Origin of the sequence: Cryobacterium sp. TMN-39-2, from assembly GCF_004402745.1 — a bacterium.
Taxonomy (GTDB): domain Bacteria; phylum Actinomycetota; class Actinomycetes; order Actinomycetales; family Microbacteriaceae; genus Cryobacterium; species Cryobacterium zongtaii.
On sequence record NZ_SOFX01000045.1, the window covers coordinates 84,764 to 104,809 of the forward strand.

The 20,046-nt window shown below is 69.0% G+C and carries 18 protein-coding genes and 1 riboswitch; of the genes, 14 read left to right on the forward strand and 4 right to left on the reverse strand.

Features of this window, described 5'->3' with window-relative positions; all coding sequences use genetic code 11:
• Window positions 1-7 precede the first annotated feature (7 nt).
• The 7 genes from sdhA to E3O57_RS17250 all read left to right on the forward strand — a co-directional run bounded on the left by sdhA (window position 8) and on the right by E3O57_RS17250 (window position 7,090).
• Window positions 8-1,822: a succinate dehydrogenase flavoprotein subunit gene (gene sdhA, locus E3O57_RS17220; RefSeq protein WP_241990479.1), complete on the forward strand. Its 1,815-nt coding sequence runs from the start codon at window positions 8-10 to the stop codon at window positions 1,820-1,822.
• Window positions 1,822-2,583, forward strand: coding sequence for a succinate dehydrogenase iron-sulfur subunit (locus tag E3O57_RS17225; RefSeq protein WP_088455241.1), 762 nt, complete (start codon window positions 1,822-1,824; stop codon window positions 2,581-2,583). The genes sdhA and E3O57_RS17225 overlap by 1 nt, the downstream gene beginning before the upstream one ends.
• Window positions 2,584-2,674: 91 nt before the next feature.
• Complete coding sequence (locus E3O57_RS17230; RefSeq protein WP_103478843.1) at window positions 2,675-3,748, forward strand: YihY/virulence factor BrkB family protein; 1,074 nt, start codon at window positions 2,675-2,677, stop codon at window positions 3,746-3,748.
• 41 nt (window positions 3,749-3,789) lie between these two features.
• Complete coding sequence (locus tag E3O57_RS17235) at window positions 3,790-4,647, forward strand: exodeoxyribonuclease III (protein ID WP_088455239.1); 858 nt, start codon at window positions 3,790-3,792, stop codon at window positions 4,645-4,647.
• 52 nt (window positions 4,648-4,699) lie between these two features.
• The gene (trpS, locus tag E3O57_RS17240) at window positions 4,700-5,704 is read left to right on the forward strand and encodes a tryptophan--tRNA ligase (protein WP_103461207.1); all 1,005 of its coding nucleotides are present in this window, start codon (window positions 4,700-4,702) and stop codon (window positions 5,702-5,704) included.
• Entirely contained in the window at window positions 5,704-6,297 is a 594-nt protein-coding gene (locus tag E3O57_RS17245) for a GNAT family N-acetyltransferase (protein ID WP_103478842.1), read from the forward strand. Before trpS ends, E3O57_RS17245 begins: the two co-directional genes overlap by 1 nt.
• 46 nt (window positions 6,298-6,343) lie before the next feature.
• Complete coding sequence (locus E3O57_RS17250) at window positions 6,344-7,090, forward strand: HAD family hydrolase (RefSeq protein WP_103478841.1); 747 nt, start codon at window positions 6,344-6,346, stop codon at window positions 7,088-7,090.
• A gap of 112 nt (window positions 7,091-7,202) precedes the next feature.
• On the opposite strand, the gene glpK is transcribed toward E3O57_RS17250, so the two are convergent.
• From glpK to E3O57_RS17265, 3 genes are all read right to left on the reverse strand, one after another.
• Window positions 7,203-8,720, reverse strand: coding sequence for a glycerol kinase GlpK (glpK, locus tag E3O57_RS17255; protein ID WP_088455236.1), 1,518 nt, complete (start codon window positions 8,718-8,720; stop codon window positions 7,203-7,205).
• Between the two features lie 73 nt (window positions 8,721-8,793).
• Window positions 8,794-9,543, reverse strand: coding sequence for an MIP/aquaporin family protein (locus tag E3O57_RS17260; RefSeq protein ID WP_240632368.1), 750 nt, complete (start codon window positions 9,541-9,543; stop codon window positions 8,794-8,796).
• Window positions 9,544-9,660: 117 nt separating this feature from the next.
• Complete coding sequence (locus tag E3O57_RS17265) at window positions 9,661-11,382, reverse strand: glycerol-3-phosphate dehydrogenase/oxidase (RefSeq protein WP_241990484.1); 1,722 nt, start codon at window positions 11,380-11,382, stop codon at window positions 9,661-9,663.
• Window positions 11,383-11,636: 254 nt separating this feature from the next.
• On the opposite strand from E3O57_RS17265, the gene E3O57_RS17270 reads away from it, so the two are divergent.
• The 5 genes from E3O57_RS17270 (at window position 11,637) to ribH (ending at window position 16,346) form a co-directional block, all read left to right on the forward strand.
• On the forward strand, window positions 11,637-12,539 hold the full coding sequence (locus tag E3O57_RS17270) for a sugar-binding transcriptional regulator (protein ID WP_088457859.1): 903 nt from the start codon (window positions 11,637-11,639) through the stop codon (window positions 12,537-12,539).
• 75 nt (window positions 12,540-12,614) lie between these two features.
• A riboswitch (FMN riboswitch) is annotated at window positions 12,615-12,746 on the forward strand.
• A gap of 80 nt (window positions 12,747-12,826) precedes the next feature.
• A complete protein-coding gene (ribD, locus tag E3O57_RS17275) occupies window positions 12,827-13,939 on the forward strand; it encodes a bifunctional diaminohydroxyphosphoribosylaminopyrimidine deaminase/5-amino-6-(5-phosphoribosylamino)uracil reductase RibD (protein ID WP_241990480.1) in 1,113 nt (370 codons plus the stop codon).
• Between the two features lie 9 nt (window positions 13,940-13,948).
• A complete protein-coding gene (locus tag E3O57_RS17280; RefSeq protein ID WP_103459322.1) occupies window positions 13,949-14,617 on the forward strand; it encodes a riboflavin synthase in 669 nt (222 codons plus the stop codon).
• Window positions 14,614-15,876, forward strand: coding sequence for a GTP cyclohydrolase II (ribA, locus tag E3O57_RS17285; RefSeq protein ID WP_103459321.1), 1,263 nt, complete (start codon window positions 14,614-14,616; stop codon window positions 15,874-15,876). Before E3O57_RS17280 ends, ribA begins: the two co-directional genes overlap by 4 nt.
• Entirely contained in the window at window positions 15,873-16,346 is a 474-nt protein-coding gene (gene ribH, locus E3O57_RS17290) for a 6,7-dimethyl-8-ribityllumazine synthase (protein ID WP_088455232.1), read from the forward strand. Before ribA ends, ribH begins: the two co-directional genes overlap by 4 nt.
• Window positions 16,347-16,349: 3 nt before the next feature.
• On the opposite strand, the gene E3O57_RS17295 is transcribed toward ribH, so the two are convergent.
• A complete protein-coding gene (locus E3O57_RS17295) occupies window positions 16,350-16,718 on the reverse strand; it encodes a response regulator transcription factor (RefSeq protein WP_103478873.1) in 369 nt (122 codons plus the stop codon).
• Between the two features lie 124 nt (window positions 16,719-16,842).
• Here E3O57_RS17295 and E3O57_RS17300 point away from each other — a divergent pair, with 124 nt between their 5' ends.
• The gene (locus E3O57_RS17300) at window positions 16,843-18,501 is read left to right on the forward strand and encodes an ATP-binding protein (protein WP_165787878.1); all 1,659 of its coding nucleotides are present in this window, start codon (window positions 16,843-16,845) and stop codon (window positions 18,499-18,501) included.
• A gap of 127 nt (window positions 18,502-18,628) precedes the next feature.
• On the forward strand, window positions 18,629-19,984 hold the full coding sequence (locus E3O57_RS17305) for an MFS transporter (RefSeq protein WP_088455229.1): 1,356 nt from the start codon (window positions 18,629-18,631) through the stop codon (window positions 19,982-19,984).
• Window positions 19,985-20,046 lie beyond the last annotated feature (62 nt).

The following is a 20,046-nucleotide window of genomic DNA, read 5'->3' on the forward strand; positions in this document are numbered from 1 at the left end:
AACTTTCATGACGGATGCACCTGTGACCAACATGCCCGAGTCCACCATCGTCGACGGGGTGCACTACCACCAGTTCGACATCGTGATCATCGGGGCTGGAGGGGCGGGCATGCGAGCCGCCATCGAGGCCGGACCGAACGCATCCACCGCCGTGATCTCCAAGCTCTACCCCACCCGGTCGCACACCGGCGCAGCGCAGGGCGGCATGGCCGCCGCGCTGGCGAACGTGGAGGAAGACAACTGGGAGTGGCACACCTTCGACACCGTCAAGGGCGGCGACTACCTCGTCGACCAGGACGCCGCGGAGATCCTCGCCAGGGAAGCCATCGACGCCGTCATCGACCTCGAGAACATGGGCCTGCCGTTCAACCGCACCCCCGAGGGCAAGATCGACCAGCGCCGCTTCGGCGGTCACACCCGCGACCACGGTAAGAGCCCGGTGCGCCGCGCCTGCTACGCCGCCGACCGCACCGGCCACATGATCCTGCAGACCCTGTACCAGAACTGCGTCAAACGCGGCATCAACTTCTTCAACGAGTTCTACGTGCTCGACCTGATCATGACCAACGTCGACGGCGTCGACCAGCCGTCCGGCGTGGTCGCCTACGACCTGTCCACCGGCGAGCTGCACGTCTTCTCCGGCAAGGCGTTCATCTTCGCCACCGGCGGTTTCGGCAAGATCTACAAGACCACCTCCAACGCGCACACCCTCACCGGCGACGGTGTGGGCATCATCTGGCGCAAGGGCCTGCCGCTGGAGGACATGGAGTTCTTCCAGTTCCACCCGACCGGCCTGGCCGGCCTGGGCATCCTGCTCACCGAGGGTGCCCGCGGTGAGGGCGCGATCCTGCGGAACGCCTCCGGCGAGCGGTTCATGGAGCGCTACGCGCCCACCATCAAGGACCTCGCCCCGCGTGACATCGTGGCCCGCTGCATGGTCAAGGAGGTCGCGGAAGGCCGCGGCGCCGGCCCCAACAAGGACTACGTCTACCTGGACTGCACCCACCTGGGCGCCGAGGTGCTCGAGACCAAGCTGCCCGACATCACCGAGTTCGCCCGCACCTACCTCGGCGTGGACCCCGTCACCGAACCGGTGCCGGTGATGCCCACCGCGCACTACGCCATGGGCGGCATCCCGACCAACGTCAAGGCGGAGGTGCTGCGCGATAACACCACCGTCGTGCCCGGCCTCTACGCCGCCGGCGAATGCGCCTGCGTCTCGGTGCACGGCTCCAACCGGCTCGGCACCAACTCGCTGCTGGACATCAACGTGTTCGGCAAGCGCGCCGGCAACAACGCCGTCGAGTACGTCAAGACGGCCGAGTTCGTGCCGCTGCCCGAGGACCCGGCCAAGTTCGTGCGCGAACTCCTGACCACCATCCGCACCTCCACAGGTACCGAGCGCATCGCCGTGCTCCGCCGGGAGCTGCAGGAGATCATGGACGAGAAGGCGCAGGTGTTCCGCACCGACGAGTCCCTCCGTGAGGTCACCGAGACCATCCACACCCTGCGCGAGCGCTACAAGAACATCGGCGTGCAGGACAAGGGCCGCCGGTTCAACACCGACCTGCTCGAGGCCGTTGAGCTGGGCTTCCTGCTCGACCTGGCCGAGGTCGTCGTGTACTCCGCCCGCAACCGCAAGGAGAGCCGCGGCGGCCACATGCGCGACGACTACCCCCTGCGCGACGACGTCAACTACCTGCAGCACACCATGGCCTACCTGTCGGGTGACGCCCTGTCCGCGGATGCTGCCGACCACATTTCGCTCGACTGGAAGCCCGTGACCATTACGCGCTACCAGCCGATGGAGAGGAAGTACTAGTGAGCACCCCCACCCTCGAATCGCCCCCCGCGGTTCCCGACGAGATCGCCTCGTTCACGGTCACCCTGTCGGTGCGACGCTTCAACCCCGAAATCGACGAAGACCCGCACTGGGAGAACTACGACGTCGAAATGTACGCGACGGACCGCATCCTGGACGCCCTGCACAAGATCAAGTGGGAACAGGACGGTAGCTTGAGCTTCCGCCGGTCCTGCGCGCACGGCATCTGCGGGTCCGACGCGATGCGGATCAACGGGCGGAACCGTTTGGCCTGCAAGACCCTGATCAAGGACCTCGACATCACCAAGCCGGTGACGGTGGAGGCCATCAAGGGCCTGCCGCTGGAGAAGGACCTGATCGTGGACATGGAGCCGTTCTTCGCGTCCTTCCGCGAGGTGCAGCCGTTCCTGATGGCACAGAACACGCCCAAGGACGGCAAGGAGCGCATCCAGACCGTCGCTCAGCGTGAACGCTTCGACGACACCACCAAGTGCATCCTCTGTGCCGCGTGCACGTCGAGCTGCCCGGTGTTCTGGACCGACGGACAGTACTTCGGGCCCGCCGCGATCGTGAACGCACACAGGTTCATCTTCGACTCCCGCGACGAGAACGCCGCCGTCCGCCTGGACATCCTCAACGACAGGGAAGGCGTCTGGCGTTGCCGCACGACCTTCAACTGCACCGAGGCCTGCCCGCGCGGAATCCAGGTGACTCAGGCCATCGCCGAGGTCAAACAGGCCATCATGCGGGGCAAGCCGTAACTCTTACGGACTCCTAACGAACGGCGGCCCACGGGCCGCCGTTCGTCGTTAACCGCCCTGGGCGGCTGCGCGCGCTGGCTAGGCTGGAGCGATGAAGATCGGCGACATCGTCACGCGCATCACGAACACCCGCCCCGTTCGAGTGTTCACCCATTTCAACCAGAGCCGCGGGCCGGTGCTGGCCGCGGGCATGGCCTACCAGGCGATCTTCGCGATCTTCGCCGCCCTGTGGCTGGTCTTCTCCGTCGCCGGGATCTGGTTGGCGAGCAATCCTGCCCTGATGGATCAACTGTTCGTGATCATCAACCAGTCGGTTCCCGGGCTGATTGAAGAGGGTGGGGTGATCGACCCCGATACCCTCGGCGACACCGGCGCCCTCACCTGGGCCAGCGCCATCGCGCTCATCGGCCTGCTCGCGACGACCCTCGGCTGGCTGAACACCACCTCCCAGGCCGTTCGCGGCATCTTCGGGATGGGCCAGGAGACCACCTTCTTCGTGCTGGTCAAGCTGCGCGAACTCGGCCTCGGCCTGGCCTTCGGCCTCGCCCTGGTCGTGTCGGCCGTCATCTCGATCATCAGCACCGAACTGCTCCGCGGGTTCCTCGGCCTGCTCGGCCAGGGCACCGACTCGTTCTGGTTCGTCGCGTCGAGCCAGGCCGTGGCCCTGCTGATCGTGCTGATCATCGACACCATCACCCTCGCCGCCCTGTTCAGGGTGCTCTCCAGGGTGCGCATCCCGCTCCGGAACCTGCTGGTCGGCTCGGTGCTCGGCGCCGTGGCGCTGGGTGTGCTCAAGGTACTCGGCGCCGCCCTGCTCGGCGGCGCGGCCCGGAACCCGCTGCTGGCCGGCTTCGCGGTGATCATCGGTCTGCTGATCTGGTTCAACCTCACCTCCACGGTCACCCTGATCTCCGCGGCCTGGATCGCCGTCGGCATGCAGGACGCCGGCATCCCGCCGTCCACGCTGAGCGCCGACGAGGCCAAGAAGCTGACCGACCAGAAGGAAGCGGAGGCGCTGCGTCTGGCTGCCACCGTGGAGCTGCGGCAGGCCAGGCTGGCGCGGGAGAGCGCATCCTGGTTGCAGCGACCCGGCAGCAACCGACGGCTGCGGAAGGCCAAGCAGCGGGCCGAAAAATACGGCGTCAGCGAGCCCGCGGAACGGTAACCGCCCCGGCCCGGGTCGGCTGCACTCGGTAGAATCGGCGCATGCCGTCTTCTCCCGCATCCGAGACCACCCGCCCCTTGCGCATCGCCAGCATCAACACCAACGGCATCCGTGCCGCGTTCCGCAAGGGCATGGGCGACTGGCTCGCCACCCGCGACGTCGACATCCTCGCGATCCAGGAGGTGCGCGCCTCGACCGAAGACATCGAGGGTCTGCTCGGCCCGGACTGGAACATCCTGCACGACCCCGCCACCGCCAAGGGCCGCGCCGGCGTGGCCATCGCCAGCCGAAAGACCGCCTCGATCCACCGGGTCGAACTGGGCCACCCCGACTTCGACAGCGCCGGCCGCTGGCTCGAGGCCGACTACGAGGTCAACGGCACCATCGTCACCGTGGTGAGCACCTACGTGCACTCCGGCGAGGTGGACACCCCCAAGCAGGTGGAGAAGTTCACCTTCCTCGACTCCATGCTCACCCGGCTGCCCGAACTGGCCGCGCACAGCGAGAGGGTCGTCGTGCTCGGCGACCTCAACGTGGGGCACCGCAAGTTCGACATCAAGAACTGGAAGGGCAACGTCAAGCGCGCCGGCTTCCTGCCCGAGGAGCGCGCCTACTTCGACCGCATCCTCGGCGCCGAGGACGAGGCCGACTACAACAACGGCGCGGGCCTGGGCTGGGTCGACGTGGGCCGCAAGGCCGCCGGCGAGATGGACGGGCCGTTCACCTGGTGGTCCTGGCGCGGCCAGGCGTTCGACAACGACACCGGCTGGCGCATCGACTACCAGCTCGCGACGCCCGCGCTGGCGGCATCCGTCGTCAACTACACCGTCGACAGGGCGGATGCCTACGACCAGCGCTGGTCCGACCACGCCCCCGTGGTCGTCGACTACGCCATCTGATCCTCTTTTCCGCCGCTCGCGCGGCCTCACTCTTGACGAAAGACACCCCCTCATGACCAAGACCCGCCTCTACTCCGGCATGCAGCCCTCCGCCGACTCGCTGCAGATCGGCAACTACATCGGTGCGCTGCTGAACTGGAAGAAACTGCAGCAGACCCACGACGCGTTCTTCTCGATCGTGGACCTGCACGCCATCACCGTGGCGCAGGACCCGGCCAAGCTGCGGGAGAACACCCGCGCCACGGCCGCGCAGTACATCGCGGCGGGAATCGACCCGTCCGCGTCGACGCTGTACGTGCAGTCGCACGTGGCCGCGCACGCGCAGCTGGCCTGGGCGCTGAACACCCTCACCGGCTTCGGCGAGGCCAGCCGGATGACCCAGTTCAAGGACAAGTCGATCAAGCAGGGCGCCGACGCCACCACGGTGGGCCTGTTCGCCTACCCGGTGCTGATGGCCGCGGACATCCTGCTGTTCCAGACCGAGATCGTGCCGGTGGGTGAGGACCAGCGCCAGCACGTCGAGCTGACCCGCGACCTGGCCGCCCGGTTCAACTCCCGCTTCGGCGACACCTTCACGGTGCCGACGGCCAGCATCATCCGCGACACCGCGAAGATCTATGACCTGCAGAACCCGACCGCGAAGATGTCGAAGTCAGCCGAGTCGCACGCCGGCGTGATCTGGATGCTCGACGAGCCTTCGGTGACGGCCAAGAAGATCATGCGGGCCGTGACCGACGCCGAGGGCGGTGTGGTCTTCGACCGGGAGAACAAGCCCGGGGTCGCCAACCTGCTCACGATCTACTCCGTGATGGCGGAGCGCTCCATCCAGTCCCTCGAGGACGAGTACGCGGGTCGCGGTTACGGCGACTTCAAGAAGGGCCTGGCCGAGGTGGTCACCGAGACCTTCGGCACGATCCGCGGCCGGGTGCTCGAGCTGCTCGACGACCCGGCCGAACTCGACCGGATCCTCGCCGCCAACGCCGACCGGGCTGCCGCGGTAGCCGATGTCACCCTGGCGACCGCGTTCGACCGGATGGGTTTCCTGGCGCGGCGCTGATGCACCCCGTCGAGCTGTCCTCGCCGTTGCTGCGGCTGGACCAACCGCGCCCGGACGACGCCCAGCGGGTGTTCGAGTACTGCCAGGACCCGGTGATGCCGCAGTATCTGGCCCGCCTGCCCTGGCCGTACCGGCTCGAGGACGCGACGGGTTTCATCACCGGGTACGTGCCGTCGGCCTGGGCGAACGACCAGGAATGCACCTGGGCTGTACGCGATCCTGCGGCACCGGAGCTTCTCGGCGTGATCAGCCTGAGCGTGCCGGCCGGAGATGCGGCGGAGCGTGCCGGTTCGATCGGGTTCTGGTTGGGTGCAGCCCACCGTGGCCGGGGCCTGATGGTGGAGGCCCAACGGTTGGTGCTGGACTGGGGCTTCAGCACCGGCCTCTGCGACAGCGTGCACTGGGAGTGCGTCGCCGGCAATCTCGCGTCGGCCCGGACCGCCCGGAAGGCCGGGTTCCGCTACACCGGACAGGGACCCGCCGGAATCGCGTACCGCGACGGGACGCATCCGCCGTCGTGGAAGGGTGCGCTGCACGCCGCCGACGACCGCACACCGCCCGCGGACTGGCCGGCCGAGGTCGTGGGCGCGTGACGGGCGCCGTGCCCGCCCTGGGCCGCCTGTGGCCGGTGAGACTGCCGTGACCGTGCCCGCCCTGGTGCTGTTCGACCTGGACGACACCCTGTTCGCGCACCGGGCGGCCGTGGCCGACGGCATCCTCGGGCACATCGCCGCGCAGGGCGGCCGGGGCGCGACCGCCGACCCGCACACCGTCGTGGCACTCTGGAACGCGCTCGAGGAGCAGCACTATCACGCCTACCTCGCCGGCGACCTGGACTTCGCCGGGCAGCGCAGCGCCAGGGCCCGCGACTTCGCGGCCGCACACGGCGTGACTCTGACCGACGCAGAGGCCGGTGCCTGGTTCGAGGACTACTTCGTGCACTACCGGGCGCACTGGCGGTTGCACGAAGACGCACTGCCCTGCCTCGACGAGCTGGCCCGGCGCATCCCCGGCGTGGGCTTCGGCCTGATCACCAACGGGGAGCTCGCCTACCAAAGCGTCAAGCTGGCCGACACGGGCCTGGACGCCCGGGTGGAGCACGTGGTGACGTCGGCCGAGTTCGGCCTGAGCAAACCCCGGCCGGAGATCTTCCTGCACGCCTGCGCCCTGTTCGGCGCCGACCCTGACGCATCCGTGTACGTGGGCGACCGGCTGCGCACCGACGCCATCGGCGCCGCCGCCGCCGGACTGACCGGCGTGTGGCTGGACCGGGTCGGCACGGCCGGCCCTCCCCCGCCAGAGGACGACCTCGCCGAGGCCCGCCGGCTGGGCGTCATCCGCCTCACCACCCTCGACGCCCTGCCGCAGCTCCTCGCGCCGCGCTAGCCGGGGGCGGCGCCGCGATATGCGGGGCAGGCGCCGCTATGCGGGTGGCGCGCCACCCGCATAACGGCGCCGCACCCGCACAGCTCGGAAGAGCGGCGGATGCGGCCGTCGGCTAGAGGACGTCTTCGTCGACCCAGTCGAGGGTCTTGGTGACGGCCTTCTTCCAGTTGCGCAGCAGGCGCTCGCGCTCGGCGTCCTCCATGTCGGGCTCCCAACGGGCGTCTTCCTGCCAGTTGGCTCGCAGCTCGCCCAGACCGCTCCAGAAGCCCACGGCCAGGCCGGCCGCGTACGCGGCGCCGAGCGCGGTGGTCTCCGCCACGACCGGGCGCACCACGGGCACGCCGAGGATGTCGGCCTGGAACTGCAGCAGCAGATTGTTGCCGGTGGCACCGCCGTCGACCTTAAGCTCGGTCAGCGGCACCCCGGAGTCCGCGTTGACCGCGTCGATGACCTCACGGGTCTGGAACGCGATCGCCTCCAGCGCCGCCCGGGCGATGTGGCCCTTGTTCACGAACCGGGTCAGTCCCACCAGGGCGCCGCGGGCATCCGCACGCCAGTACGGCGCGAACAGGCCGCTGAACGCCGGCACGAAGTAGGCGCCGCCGTTGTCGTCCACCGTGGCGGCGAGAGTCTCGATCTCGCTCGCCGAATTGATCAGCCCGAGGTTGTCGCGCAGCCACTGGATGAGCGACCCGGTGACGGCGATCGACCCCTCCAGCGCGTAATGCGGTTCGGCGTCGCCGAGCTTGTAGCCCAGGGTGGTGAGCAGGCCGTTCTTGGAGTGGATGATGTCGGTGCCGGTGTTGAAGATCAGGAAGTTACCGGTGCCGTAGGTGTTCTTCGCCTCACCCTGGTCGAAGGCGGCCTGGCCGAACGTGGCGGCCTGCTGGTCACCGAGGATGCCCGCGATGGGCACCTCACGCAGCAGGCTGTGCTCGTTGACGGTGCCGTAGACCTCGCTGGAGGAGCGGATTTCCGGCATCATCGAGCGCGGAACGCCAAAGGCAGCCAGGATTTCGTCGTCCCATTCGAGGGTCTCGAGGTTCATGAACAGGGTACGGCTGGCGTTGGTGACGTCGGTGGCGTGCACGCCGCCCTCCAGCCCGCCGGTGAGGTTCCAGAGCACCCAGGAGTCGGTGGTGCCGAACATCAGGTCGCCGCGCTCGGCCTTCTCACGGGCGCCCTCCACGTTCTCCAGGATCCAGACGATCTTGGTGCCGGAGAAGTAGGTCGCCAGCGGCAGGCCCACGGTGGCCTTGAACCTGTCACCGCCACCATCCGCGGCGAGACGGTCGACGATGGGCTGGGTGCGGGTGTCCTGCCAGACGATGGCGTTGTAGACCGGAAGGCCGGTGGTGCGGTCCCAGACCACGGCGGTCTCGCGCTGGTTGGTGATGCCGACGGCCTCGATGTCGTGCCGGGTGAGGTTGGCCTTGGACAGGGCCTGGCCGATGACCTGGCGGGTGTTGCCCCAGATCTCCATCGGGTCGTGCTCGACCCAGCCGGCGCGGGGAAAGATCTGTTCGTGCTCGAGCTGGCCGGTGGAGATGATCGAGCCGGCGTGGTCGAAGATGATGGCGCGGGTGCTCGTGGTGCCCTGGTCGATGGCGAAGATGTACTTGTCACTCATGTCGGAACTCCTGTGTCGGGACGTGGTTGGAATGGGATGAGGGATGGAAAGGGTCTGGCGGGATGCCGGAGGATCAGGTGAGGATGGGCAGCAGCACCAGCGAGGCCCAGCCGGCGAGCACTCCGCCGATGACCGGGCCGGCCACGGGAACCCAGGAGTAGGCCCAGTCGGAGCCGCGCTTGCCCGGGATCGGCAGCAGCGCGTGTGCGATGCGGGGGCCGAGGTCACGGGCCGGGTTGATGGCGTAGCCGGTCGGCCCGCCCAGCGAGGTGCCGATCACAATCACCAGGAACGCCACCGGCAGGGCACCGAGCGCCGCCATGCCACCGTTTTCGCCCTGGCGTCCGTCACTGAAGCCGATGATCACCAGCACCAGCACGAAGGTGCCGATGATCTCGGTGACCAGGTTCCAGCCGTACGAACGGATGGCCGGCCCGGTGGCGAACACGCCGAGCTTGTTCGCCGGGTCGGGCTCCTGGTCGAAGTGCTGCTTGTACGCCAACCAGACCACGACAGCGCCGAGCACCGCGCCGAGCATCTGGGCGGCGATGTACACGAGCACCGACAGCACGTTCACCGGCACACCGGAGCCGAACTCGGTCGCGCCAGAGGCCACCAGGCCCAGCGTCACCGCCGGGTTCAGGTGGGCGCCGGAGTTGTACGAGACGATCACACCGGCGAAGACCGCGAAGCCCCACCCCAGGGTGACCATGAGGAAGCCGGCGCCGAAGCCCTTGGTCTTCGTGAGGGCGACGTTGGCGACGACGCCACAGCCGAGGAGCACCAGGAGGGCCGTGCCCACCAGCTCCGAGAGGAATACCACACTGAGATTGTCCACATTGACCTTTCGTGTTCTCAGCGCACGCGGAAGGTTCCGCGCACACCGTCGTGCAGCAAGCGGTGAGGAGCGGAGAAGTCCTCCGCAACTCACCTCGAAAAACTAGAGCGCGTTCACCGCGTCCGTGGCGGCCAGGTCGACGCCGTGCACCTCACGCAGCTCCCGGCTGGCCTGGGCCACCTCGTCGGCGCTGGTGGCGGCATCCCAGCCCAGAACGGGCGCGAGCACCCCGGCCAGCTCGTCGAGCAGCGCCACGGTGAGCCCGCCGACGAAGGCCAGGCTGGTGCGGCGCAGCAGCAGGTCGATCAGGTGGGTGACCGACTCCTCGCGCGCCAGGTACTCGATCTCCCGGCGGGTGTAGAGCGGATTGTGCGAAAGCGGCGCATCCGGGGCTTCGGTCAGGAAGTCGATGATCGCGCCGGCCCGGGTGCCGTACCGGGTGAGCAGGGCCTGGGCGCGGGGGCGGCCGACCTCGTCGCCGTTGGCGGCGAGCCAGACGGTGTGCGCGGCCGGGGTGGCCGGGTAGCCCTTGCCGCCGCCGATGGCGAGGCCCTCGGTGGACACCGTGCGCGGAACGCCGAGCAGGGTGAGGATGTCACCGCTGAGGTGTTCGGCCAGAGCGCGGAAGGTGGTCCACTTGCCGCCGACCAGGCTGAGCAGGGTGCCGGGGCGCGCTCCCAACGGGCTGGACTCGATGCGGTAGTCCCGCGACACGAAGCCGGGCGCCTCGTCATCGTGCCGGGGCAGCGGACGCACCCCGGAGAACCTGAACACGATGTGCGAGCGGTCCACCACGATGTCGGGGAAGACGTGCTTGACCAGGTCGAAGAAGTAGTCGATCTCGTCTTCGGTGGTGCGGATCGGCTGGCTCATGTCGTGCTCGAGATCGGTGGTGCCGATGAGCACCCGGCCGGCGAGCGGGTAGATCAGCACGATGCGGCCGTCGTTGTTCTCGAAGAAGATCTCCCCGCCGCCGGTCGCGGCGAGCAGTTCGGGGTGGTCGAGCACGATGTGCGAGCCCTTGGTGCCGCCCATGTAGGTGCTGGCCTGGCCGAGCGCCGAGTTGGTCAGGTCGGTCCACGGGCCGGAGGTGTTCACGACAACGTCGGCGGCGAAGCTGAATTCCTCGCCGGTGACGGTGTTGCGCAGGCGCACGCCGTCGGCATCCATGCCCACAGCTTCGACGTAGTTGGCGGCGCGGGCGTGCGCGCCGGTGTCGAGACCGTCGCGGAGCACGTCAAGGGCGAGGCGTTCCGGGTCGTGCATCGACGCGTCGTAGTAGGTGGCGGTGTACTTGAGGCCGGGGTTCAGGCGCGGCAGGCGTTCGAGCGACTTCTTGCGGCCGTGGAACTCGTGCTTGGGCACCGAGCCGCCGTCGCGGGAGAAGGAGTCATAGAGCACCAGGCCGACCTTGATCAGCAGCGCGCCGCGCTCCTGCGCCTTGCCCTGCTTGTGGGTGAGGAAGCGCAGCGGCGCGGCGAGCACCCCGGACAGGGCGGAGAACATCGGCACCGTGGTCTTCAGCGGCTTGACGTAATGCGGGGCGATCTTGAGCAGCCCGTTGCGCTCGGTGACCGACTCCTTCACGAGCCTGAATTCGCCGTTCTCCAGGTAACGGATGCCGCCGTGGATCATGTGCGAGGACGCCGCGGAGGCGCCGGACACGAAGTCGCCCTTGTCGACGATGGTGACGTCGACGCCCTGCAGCGCCAGGTCGCGGAACGTGGCGATGCCGTTGATGCCGGCCCCGATGATCAGGACCTTCGCCGACGGACGCGCGGCCAGTGCGGATCGGGCGGAATCAGCGGGCGAGGAAACGGGGATGGACTGCACTGTTCACTACCTTTGTTCGTTCTTCGGCCGATGGATGACCCTGTGCTGTTCGGCTGAATTGGTGCGGACGGCCCAGCCGGGTTTGCGCGGGGGCCCTCCATATGGATTAATCAAGCTTGAGTAGATCAATCACATCCGGTCAAGCCGGGTGAACAAACGTGCAAGGAGGGGCTGTGAGCCTCGTCGACGAGTCAGCGCAGTCCGATCGGGTGCGGGATGCCCTCACGGCCGCGCACCTGTACTACATGCAGGACCTGACCATGGATGCCATCGCCCACGAGCTGCACACCTCCCGCTCCTCGGTGTCCCGCCTGCTCAGTCACGCCCGCGCGACCGGCCTCGTCGACATCCAGATCCGCTCCCCGCTGGACGCACCGAGCCGCCTCGAACTGCTCATCCAGGAGCGCTTCCACATCACCGCGCACGTCGTTCCGGTGCCCGATCACGCCACGGATGTGGACAGATTGGAGCGGGTGGCCCTCTCGGTTGCACGGATTCTCGGTCAGTTCTTCGACTCGAACATGGTGATGGGCATCGCCTGGGGGTCCACGATGAACGCCATCAGCCGTCACGTGACACCCAAGCAGACCCACGGGTCGCAGATCATCCAGCTCAACGGCGCCGGCAATATGCGCACCACCGGCCTCAGCTACGCCAGCGAGATCCTCGGCCGGTTCGGCTACGCGTTCGGCGCACACGTCCACCAGTTCCCGGTGCCGGCGTTCTTCGACAACCCGGCCACCAAGCAGGCCCTCTGGCGCGAACGCAGCGTGAGCCGGCTGCTCGAGATGCAGTCCCGGATGGACGTGGCCCTGTTCGGCCTCGGCTCGCCGTTCTCCGAGGTACCCAGCCACGTCTACGCCGGCGGCTACCTCGAGGAGGCGGACTACGCCTCGCTCAGCCGCTCGGAGGTAGTGGGCGATGTGGCCACCATCTTCTACCGGGCCGACGGGTCCACCGACGGCATCCAGCTGAACGCCCGCGGCACCGGCCCGGACTTCACGGTACTCAGGCAGACCCCACGACGGCTCTGCGTCGTGTCGGGAACGGCCAAGCTTGCCAGCCTCCGCGGCGCGTTGAAAGCCGACCTGATCACCGATTTGTTCGTGGACGAGAGCACCGCCCGGGCCCTGGTCGCCAACGCCTGACCCAGCCGCGGACGTCGTCGGGTTACGCCGGGAATACGCCGGACCGGTACGCGTTGAGATATAACTGACAGTAGATACGTGCTCCGGGGTCGGTGAGAATCCGAACCGGCGGTGAAAGTCCGCGAGCTGGAACCTGCTTTTCGGGTCCCGGTTGAGCTGGTGAAATTCCAGCACCGACGGTTAAAGTCCGGATGGGAGGCGCACGAGTCGATGGTTCGTTGTGGACCGTCGACGGTTTTCGCGTACGCGAAATCCCCTCCCGGAGCGCCCAAACGACGGGACAGGGAATGCACCAGCAGCACACGCTCGAGCGCGCGATGCGCCGAGCCCTGCAGCTGGCCGGCAACGGCCCGGCCGAGGGGGTCAACCCCCGGGTCGGCTGCGTGATCCTCAGCCCGGCCGGCGAGATCATCGCCGAGGGCTGGCACCGCGGCGCCGGCACCTGCCACGCCGAGGTGGATGCCCTCGCCCGGCTCGACCCGGCCGATGCCCGCGGCGCCACCGCCGTGGTCACCCTCGAACCCTGCAACCACACCGGCCGCACGGGGCCGTGCGCACTGGCCCTCATCGACGCCGGCATCAGCCGGGTGGTCTACGCCGTCGCCGACCCCGGACCGCACTCGTCGGGCGGCGGCGACCGGCTGCGCGCGGCCGGCATCGACGTGGCCGGCGGCCTGCTCGCCGACGAGGTGGCGGCCTTCCTGGCCGACTGGCTGGTCTCTGCGCGCCTGGGCCGCCCGTTCGTGACCGTGAAGTGGGCGTCGAGCCTGGATGGCCGCGCCGCCGCCGCCGACGGCACCAGCCAGTGGATCACCGGCCCGGCCGCCCGGCGGGACGTGCACGAGCGCCGCGCCCGCGCGGACGCCATCCTGGTGGGCACCGGCACCGCCCTGGCCGACGACCCGTCGCTCACCGCGCGCGCCGCCGACGGCACCCTGCTGCCGCATCAGCCGCGGCCCGTGGTGGTGGGGCGCCGCCCGGTGCCGGCCGACGCCGCCGTGCACCGGCATCCGCTCACCCCGTGGTTCCTGGCCGGGCACGACGTCGCCGCGCTGCTGGCTGAGCTGCATGAGCGCGGCATCCGCCGGGTCTTCGTGGAGGGCGGCCCCACCCTGGCCAGCGCCTTCGTACGGGCCGGCCTGGTCGACGAGTACCTCGTCTACCTGGCGCCCACCCTGCTCGGCGGCGACAGGCTGGCCCTGGGCGACATCGGCGTCACCGGCATCGACGCCCAGCGCCGGCTGCGGATCGGAGAGCTGCAGCACCTCGGCGAGGACCTGCTGCTGGTCGCCCGGCCGGCCGACACCGATGCCACTACCGCCGAGACCAGCCCCACCGACCAGACCACCCGGGCCGCCGCGGCACACCCCGGCACACGCCCCGACACACAGACGAGCTGAAGGACCACTATGTTCACCGGAATCATTGAGGAGCTCGGCACCGTCGAGCGCATCGAGCGAACGAAGGATGCCGCCCGCCTCACCATCCGCGGCCCGCTCGCGGTCGACGGCGCCGGACACGGCGACTCCATCTCGGTGAGCGGTGTCTGCCTCACCGTGGTGGAGCAGACCGATTCGACCTTCACCGCCGACGTGATGGCGCAGACCCTGTCGATGTCCACCCTCGCCGGCGTCACCGCGGGCACCCCGGTGAACCTCGAACGCGCCGCTCTGGTGGGCGGCCGGCTCGGCGGCCACATCGTGCAGGGCCACATCGACGGCACCGGCACGGTGCTGGCCGTCGTGCCCGGCGATGCCTGGCGGGTCGTGCGGTTCAGCCTCGATCCGGCGTTGGCGCCGCTGGTGGTGGACAAGGGCTCCATCGCCATCGACGGGGTCTCCCTCACGGTGAGCAGCATCTCCGAGGCCGCCCAGCCCGACCAGTGGTTCGAGGTGTCGCTGATCCCCGAGACCCTCGCCGCCACCACCCTGGGCGGCCTGACGGTGGGCGACAGGGTCAATCTGGAGACCGACATCCTCGCCCGGCACGTGCAACGGATGCTTGCCCTCGCGGCGAGCGCCGCAGCCCCCTCGACCGAAACATCCGCACCATCCGCAGTTCTAAGGAGCACCCCATGAGCCTCGCCGATATCCCCACCGCACTGGCGGCACTCCGGCTCGGCAAGCCCGTCATCGTCGCCGACGACGAGGGCCGCGAGAACGAGGGCGACGTGATCATCTCCGCCCAACTCGCCACCCAGGAGTGGATCGCCTGGACCGTGCGGCACTCGAGCGGCTTCATCTGCGCGCCGATGACCAACGACATCGCCGACACCCTCGACCTGCCCGTCATGGTGCTCAACAACGAGGACCCGCGCGGCACCAACTACACCGTCACCGTCGACGCTGCCGACCGGTTGAGCACCGGCATCAGCGCGGCCGACCGGGCGCACACCCTGCGGGTGCTCGCCGAACCCAGCTCGACGCCGGCCAGCCTGAACCGGCCCGGCCACATCCTGCCGTTGCGGGCCATGGACGGCGGAGTGCGGGAACGCGACGGCCACACCGAGGCCGCGGTCGACCTGATGAAGCTGGCCGGTCTCACCCCCGTCGCCGGGATCGCCGAGATCGTCGCAGACGACGGCGAGATGATGCGCCTACCCGGGCTACTCCTCCTCGGGGAGCGGGAGGGCGTGCCGGTGATCACCATCGCCGACCTCATCGCGCACCTGCAGGAGTTCCACTGCGACGACGACCTCGCCTCGGTCAGCCCGATCCGCGAATCGCCGCGGGTGGACTTCGAGGTGGAGACCACGGTGCCCACCGAACACGGCTCGTTCCAGATTCGCGCGTACCGCGACCGGATGACCGGGGCCGACCATGTCGCCATCGTCTCCGGCAGCCCGCGGGACGGCGCCCTCGTGCGGGTGCACTCCGAATGCCTCACCGGCGAGGCCTTCGGCTCGCTCAAATGCGAGTGCGGGCCGCAGCTGCAGGCCGCGCTGGACACCATCGAACGCGAGGGCGGTGTGGTGGTGTACCTCCGCGGCCAGGAGGGTCGCGGCATCGGCCTGATCAACAAGCTCCGCGCATACAAGCTGCAGGAGGACGGCCTGGACACCCTCGACGCGAACCTCGCGCTGGGCCTGCCGGCCGATTCCCGCGACTACGGCGCGGCCACCGCCATCCTCGACGAACTGGGCCTGGGCTCGGTGCGGCTGCTCACCAACAACCCGGAGAAGGTGCGCCAGCTGCAGGCCTACGGCGTGACGGTCACCGAACGGGTGCCGCTGGTCGTGGGCGTGGGCAGCCACAACGAGGACTACCTCGCCGCCAAGCGTGACCGGATGGGCCACGAAATCTCAGCACACCAGATCGTGAAAGGACTCGCACTATGAGTGGAGCAGGATCCCCCGCCATCGACGTCGACGGCACCGGGCTGGAGGTGGTGATCGTCGCCGGCCGCTGGCACGACGTGATCACCGACGGTCTCATCGCCGGGGCCACCCGGGTGCTCGAGGCATCCGGGGCGACGTTCTCGCTCGTGCGGGTACCCGGCAGCTTCGAGCTGCCCGTGGCGAGCAAGGTGGCGCTGGAGAACGGCGCCGACGCTGTGGTGGCACTGGGGGTCATCATCCGCGGCGGCACCCCGCACTTCGAGTACGTGTCGGCGGCGGCAACGGACGGCCTCACCCGGGTGGCGCTGGACACCGGCAAGCCGGTGGGCTTCGGCGTGCTCACCCTCGACGACGAGCAGCAGGGCCTGGACCGGGCCGGACTGCCCGGCTCGAAGGAGGACAAGGGCGAGGAAGCCGCCACCGCGGCGCTGGCCACGGCCCTGGTGCTCAAGGCCCTCCGCGAGCGTTAGGCCCTAGCGGGATTCGAGGAGCGCGGTGACCCGTTCGAGCAGGTCGTTGGCGCGGAACGGCTTGATCAGGTAGCCATCCGCGCCCGTCGCCAGGGCCAGCGCGATGTCGCTGTCCTGCGACTTGGCGGTGAGCAACAGGATGCGCGGCTGGGTCAGCGCGGTGTCGGCCCGCACCTGCGCGCACACCTCGATGCCCGTGAGCTTGGGCATCATCCAGTCCAGAACGATCAGGTCGGGCGAGACGGCGCGGGCGGCCGCGAGGCCCTCCTCACCGTCGCCCGCCTCGGACACCTCGTGCCCGGCCCGGCGCAGTTTGTGGCCGATCAGGGCCCTGACGTCTTCGTCGTCCTCGACGATCAAAATGCGTGACATACGGCGTGTCCCCTGGTTCGGCGGTCTATCTTCAGCGCGTGTCACCCGCACTGGGCACACGACACACTATGTTGACAATATCCAATCGCGCCGCGGTCGGCTTCACGGGGAAGGCACCACGCGAGTGAACAATCTTGTCGTGTCGCTGTGGGCCGCGCCGCGCCGCTGGCGTTACGCGGCCATCCTTATGCTTCTGTTGGTGGCCTACGGCCTCGGCCGGGCCTCCCTCGCGGCGCCGCCCTCGCCGACCGGTGTCGCCCAGTGGTGGCCCGCCGCGGCCGCCGCCGTGCTCGCGATGTGTGTAGCCAGGGGCCGGGAACGCGCCGTGGTGGCGATACTGGTGGCCGTGGTCACCGTGGCCGCGAACCTCGGCGGCGGCCGTCCCCTGCCGGTTGCCCTCGGCTTCGGTCTCGCCAACGCCCTCGAGGCCTGGGTGTTCAGCGCCATCGTCGCTCGCCGGGACGAACCGGCCCGCCTGGACACCGTGCGGGACGTGCTGCGGTTCACCATCGCCGTTCTGTGTGGCGCCGTCGCCATCGGGCTCGTCGCCGCGAGCACGGTGACGCTGTTCGAGGGCGCCTCGTTCGGCCCGGTGCTGCTTGCCGCCATCCCGTCGCACGCCTTCGCCGTTTTTGTGCTCGTCCCTCTTGCCCTGGTGCGCCGTAGCCAGGCGCGGGCGGAGCGTCGCCTGGAGCTGCTCATCCAGGTGGGCGCCATGATGCTGGTGCTCGGAGTGGTGTACGGGCCGGGCCGGTCACTGCCGATCTCCTTCCTCATCCTGCCGCTGCTCACCTGGGCGGCCTTCAGGTTCGGGATCCGGATCGTGGCCTGGGAAGTCTGCGGCACGGCATTGGTCGCGTCGGGGCTCACCTCGCTCGGGATCGGCTACTTCAGCGCCGCGCAGAGCGGCGCCACCGGCACGAGCGGACCGTACGTGCAAATCTTCCTGGTCACCTTCGCGAGTTCGATGCTGTTGCTGGCCGCCGAGCTGGCCCAGCGCGACGACGTCCTCAGCCGGGAACGGGAGGTGGTGCAGGCCCTGCGCGAGCTCAACCGGCAGAAGGATGACTTCGTCTCGTCGGTCAGCCACGAGCTGCGCACCCCGATCACGAGCATCCTGGGCTTTGCCGAGGAGCTCGAGGAAACCACTCTCGACGCCGATCAGGCCCGGTTCACCCGGGTGATCGTGCGCAACTCGCACCGGTTGGCGCAGCTGGTGGAGGACCTGTTGGACCTCTCCAAAATGAGCACCCACACCGACACCGGGCAGGACGAGGCCGTTGACCTGGCGGCGCTGGTGGCCGAATGTGTCGAGGAGCAGGCCCCGCAGGCGCACGCCGCCGGGGTGAGCCTGACCGCCGAGTACGGCGCCGGACCGTTCGATGTGCGCAGTTCGGCGTCCGACCTGCGTCGGGTTCTCACGAACCTGGTCTCGAACGCCGTCAAGTTCACTCCCCCGCACGGGCAGGTCTGGGTCGGCTGCACGACCGACACCGACGGCATGTTGCTCACCGTCAGCGACAACGGAGTGGGCATCCCGCCGCAGGACATCGAGCGGGTCTTCGACAGGTTCTTCAGATCGGCGAGCGCCGAGTTGCTGGCGGGCACCGGGCTCGGGCTCCCCCTCACCAAGGGACTCGTCGACAGGCTCGGCGGCACCATCGACCTGCAGTCGGACGGCCACACCGGCACCCACGTCACCGTGGCCCTCCCCCGCGTCTCGCCGCTCCGGTCGGGCACCACGACCGAAACGGATTCGCCCAGCACGACCACCCGAATGTAGGGTGAACCAGGCCGCCACAAGCGGCCGCCGTCTTTCTGAGCGTCACCCCGTCCGCCCCAGACGACTGACCGCCGTCTCGCGCCCAGACTCAGCCACGCCATTTCCTTCATTCGGAGCGCCCACACTCATGTCAGCATCCACCGCGGCGGCCACGTCCGTCGCCCCCGCGCCCACGAATCCTCGCAGCCGCGTCATCCTGGCCAGCCTCATCGGCACCACCATCGAGTTCTACGACTTCTACGTCTACGCCACCGCCGCGGTGCTGGTCTTCCCACACCTGTTCTTCCCGTCCGGCAACGAGACCGCCGCCCTGCTCGCCTCCTTCGCGGTGTTCGGCGCCGCCATGGTGGCCCGGCCGCTCGGCGCCCTGTTCTTCGGCCACTTCGGCGACAAAAAGGGCCGCAAGGCCACCCTGGTCGGAGCGCTGCTCACGATGGGGATCGCCACGTTCCTGATCGGGCTGCTGCCCACCTACGCCATGGTCGGCTGGCTCGCCCCGGCGATGCTGGTGATCCTGCGCCTCGCCCAGGGCTTCGCCCTCGGCGGCGAGTGGAGCGGCGCGGCCCTGGTGGCCACCGAGAACGCCCCCAAGGGCAAGCGCGCCTGGTACGGCACCTTCCCGCAGGTCGGTGCCCCGCTCGGCTTCATCATCGCGAACGGCCTGTTCCTGCTCATCGCGCTGCTGCTGCCCTCCGACGACCCGACCCGGCCGTCGGATGCGTTCCTCGAGTGGGCATGGCGGGTGCCGTTCCTGTTCAGCGCCGTCATGGTGATCGTGGGCCTCTGGGTGCGCCTGCGCCTGGTGGAGAGCGACGCTTTCACCAAGATCGTCACCACCAAGAAGGTCGCCAAGCTGCCGCTCGCCGCGGTGTTCAAGTCCAACTGGCGTGAACTCATCCTGGGCACCTTCATCATGCTGGCCACCTACGTGCTGTTCTACCTGATGACCACGTTCAGCCTCAGCTACGGCCGTGCCGCCACGGATGCGCCGGTGGCGGGCCTCGGCTACAGCTACACCACGTTCGTGCTGATGATGATCGGCGGCGTCGTGTTCTTCGGCATCTTCACCCTCGCCTCCGGGCCATGGGCGGACAGGTTCGGCCGCCGCCGCACGCTGCTCTGGGTGACCGCGGGAATCGTCGTGTTCGGGTTCCTGTTCGTGCCGCTGCTGGGCGCCGGGTTCCTCGGCGTGATGATCTTCCTGATCCTCGGCTTCACCCTGATGGGCATGACGTTCGGCCCGATGGGCGCGCTGCTGCCCGAGCTGTTCCCCACCCACGTGCGCTACACGGGCTCCGCGTTCGCGTACAACATGAGCTCGATCCTCGGTGCGGCCGTGGCCCCGTTCATCGCCGTGTGGCTGTGGACCCTCGGCGAGGGCAGCCCGTTCTGGGTGGGCATCTACCTCTCGGTGATGGGCCTGATCACCCTGGTGGCGCTCTACCTCAGCCGCGAGACCCGCGACCTCGACCTCGAGCGCTGACCCGCGCGGCTCGGCCCACGCTCGCACTAGAGCTCGCGAAAGCGGTCATGTGGCTGTCTCAG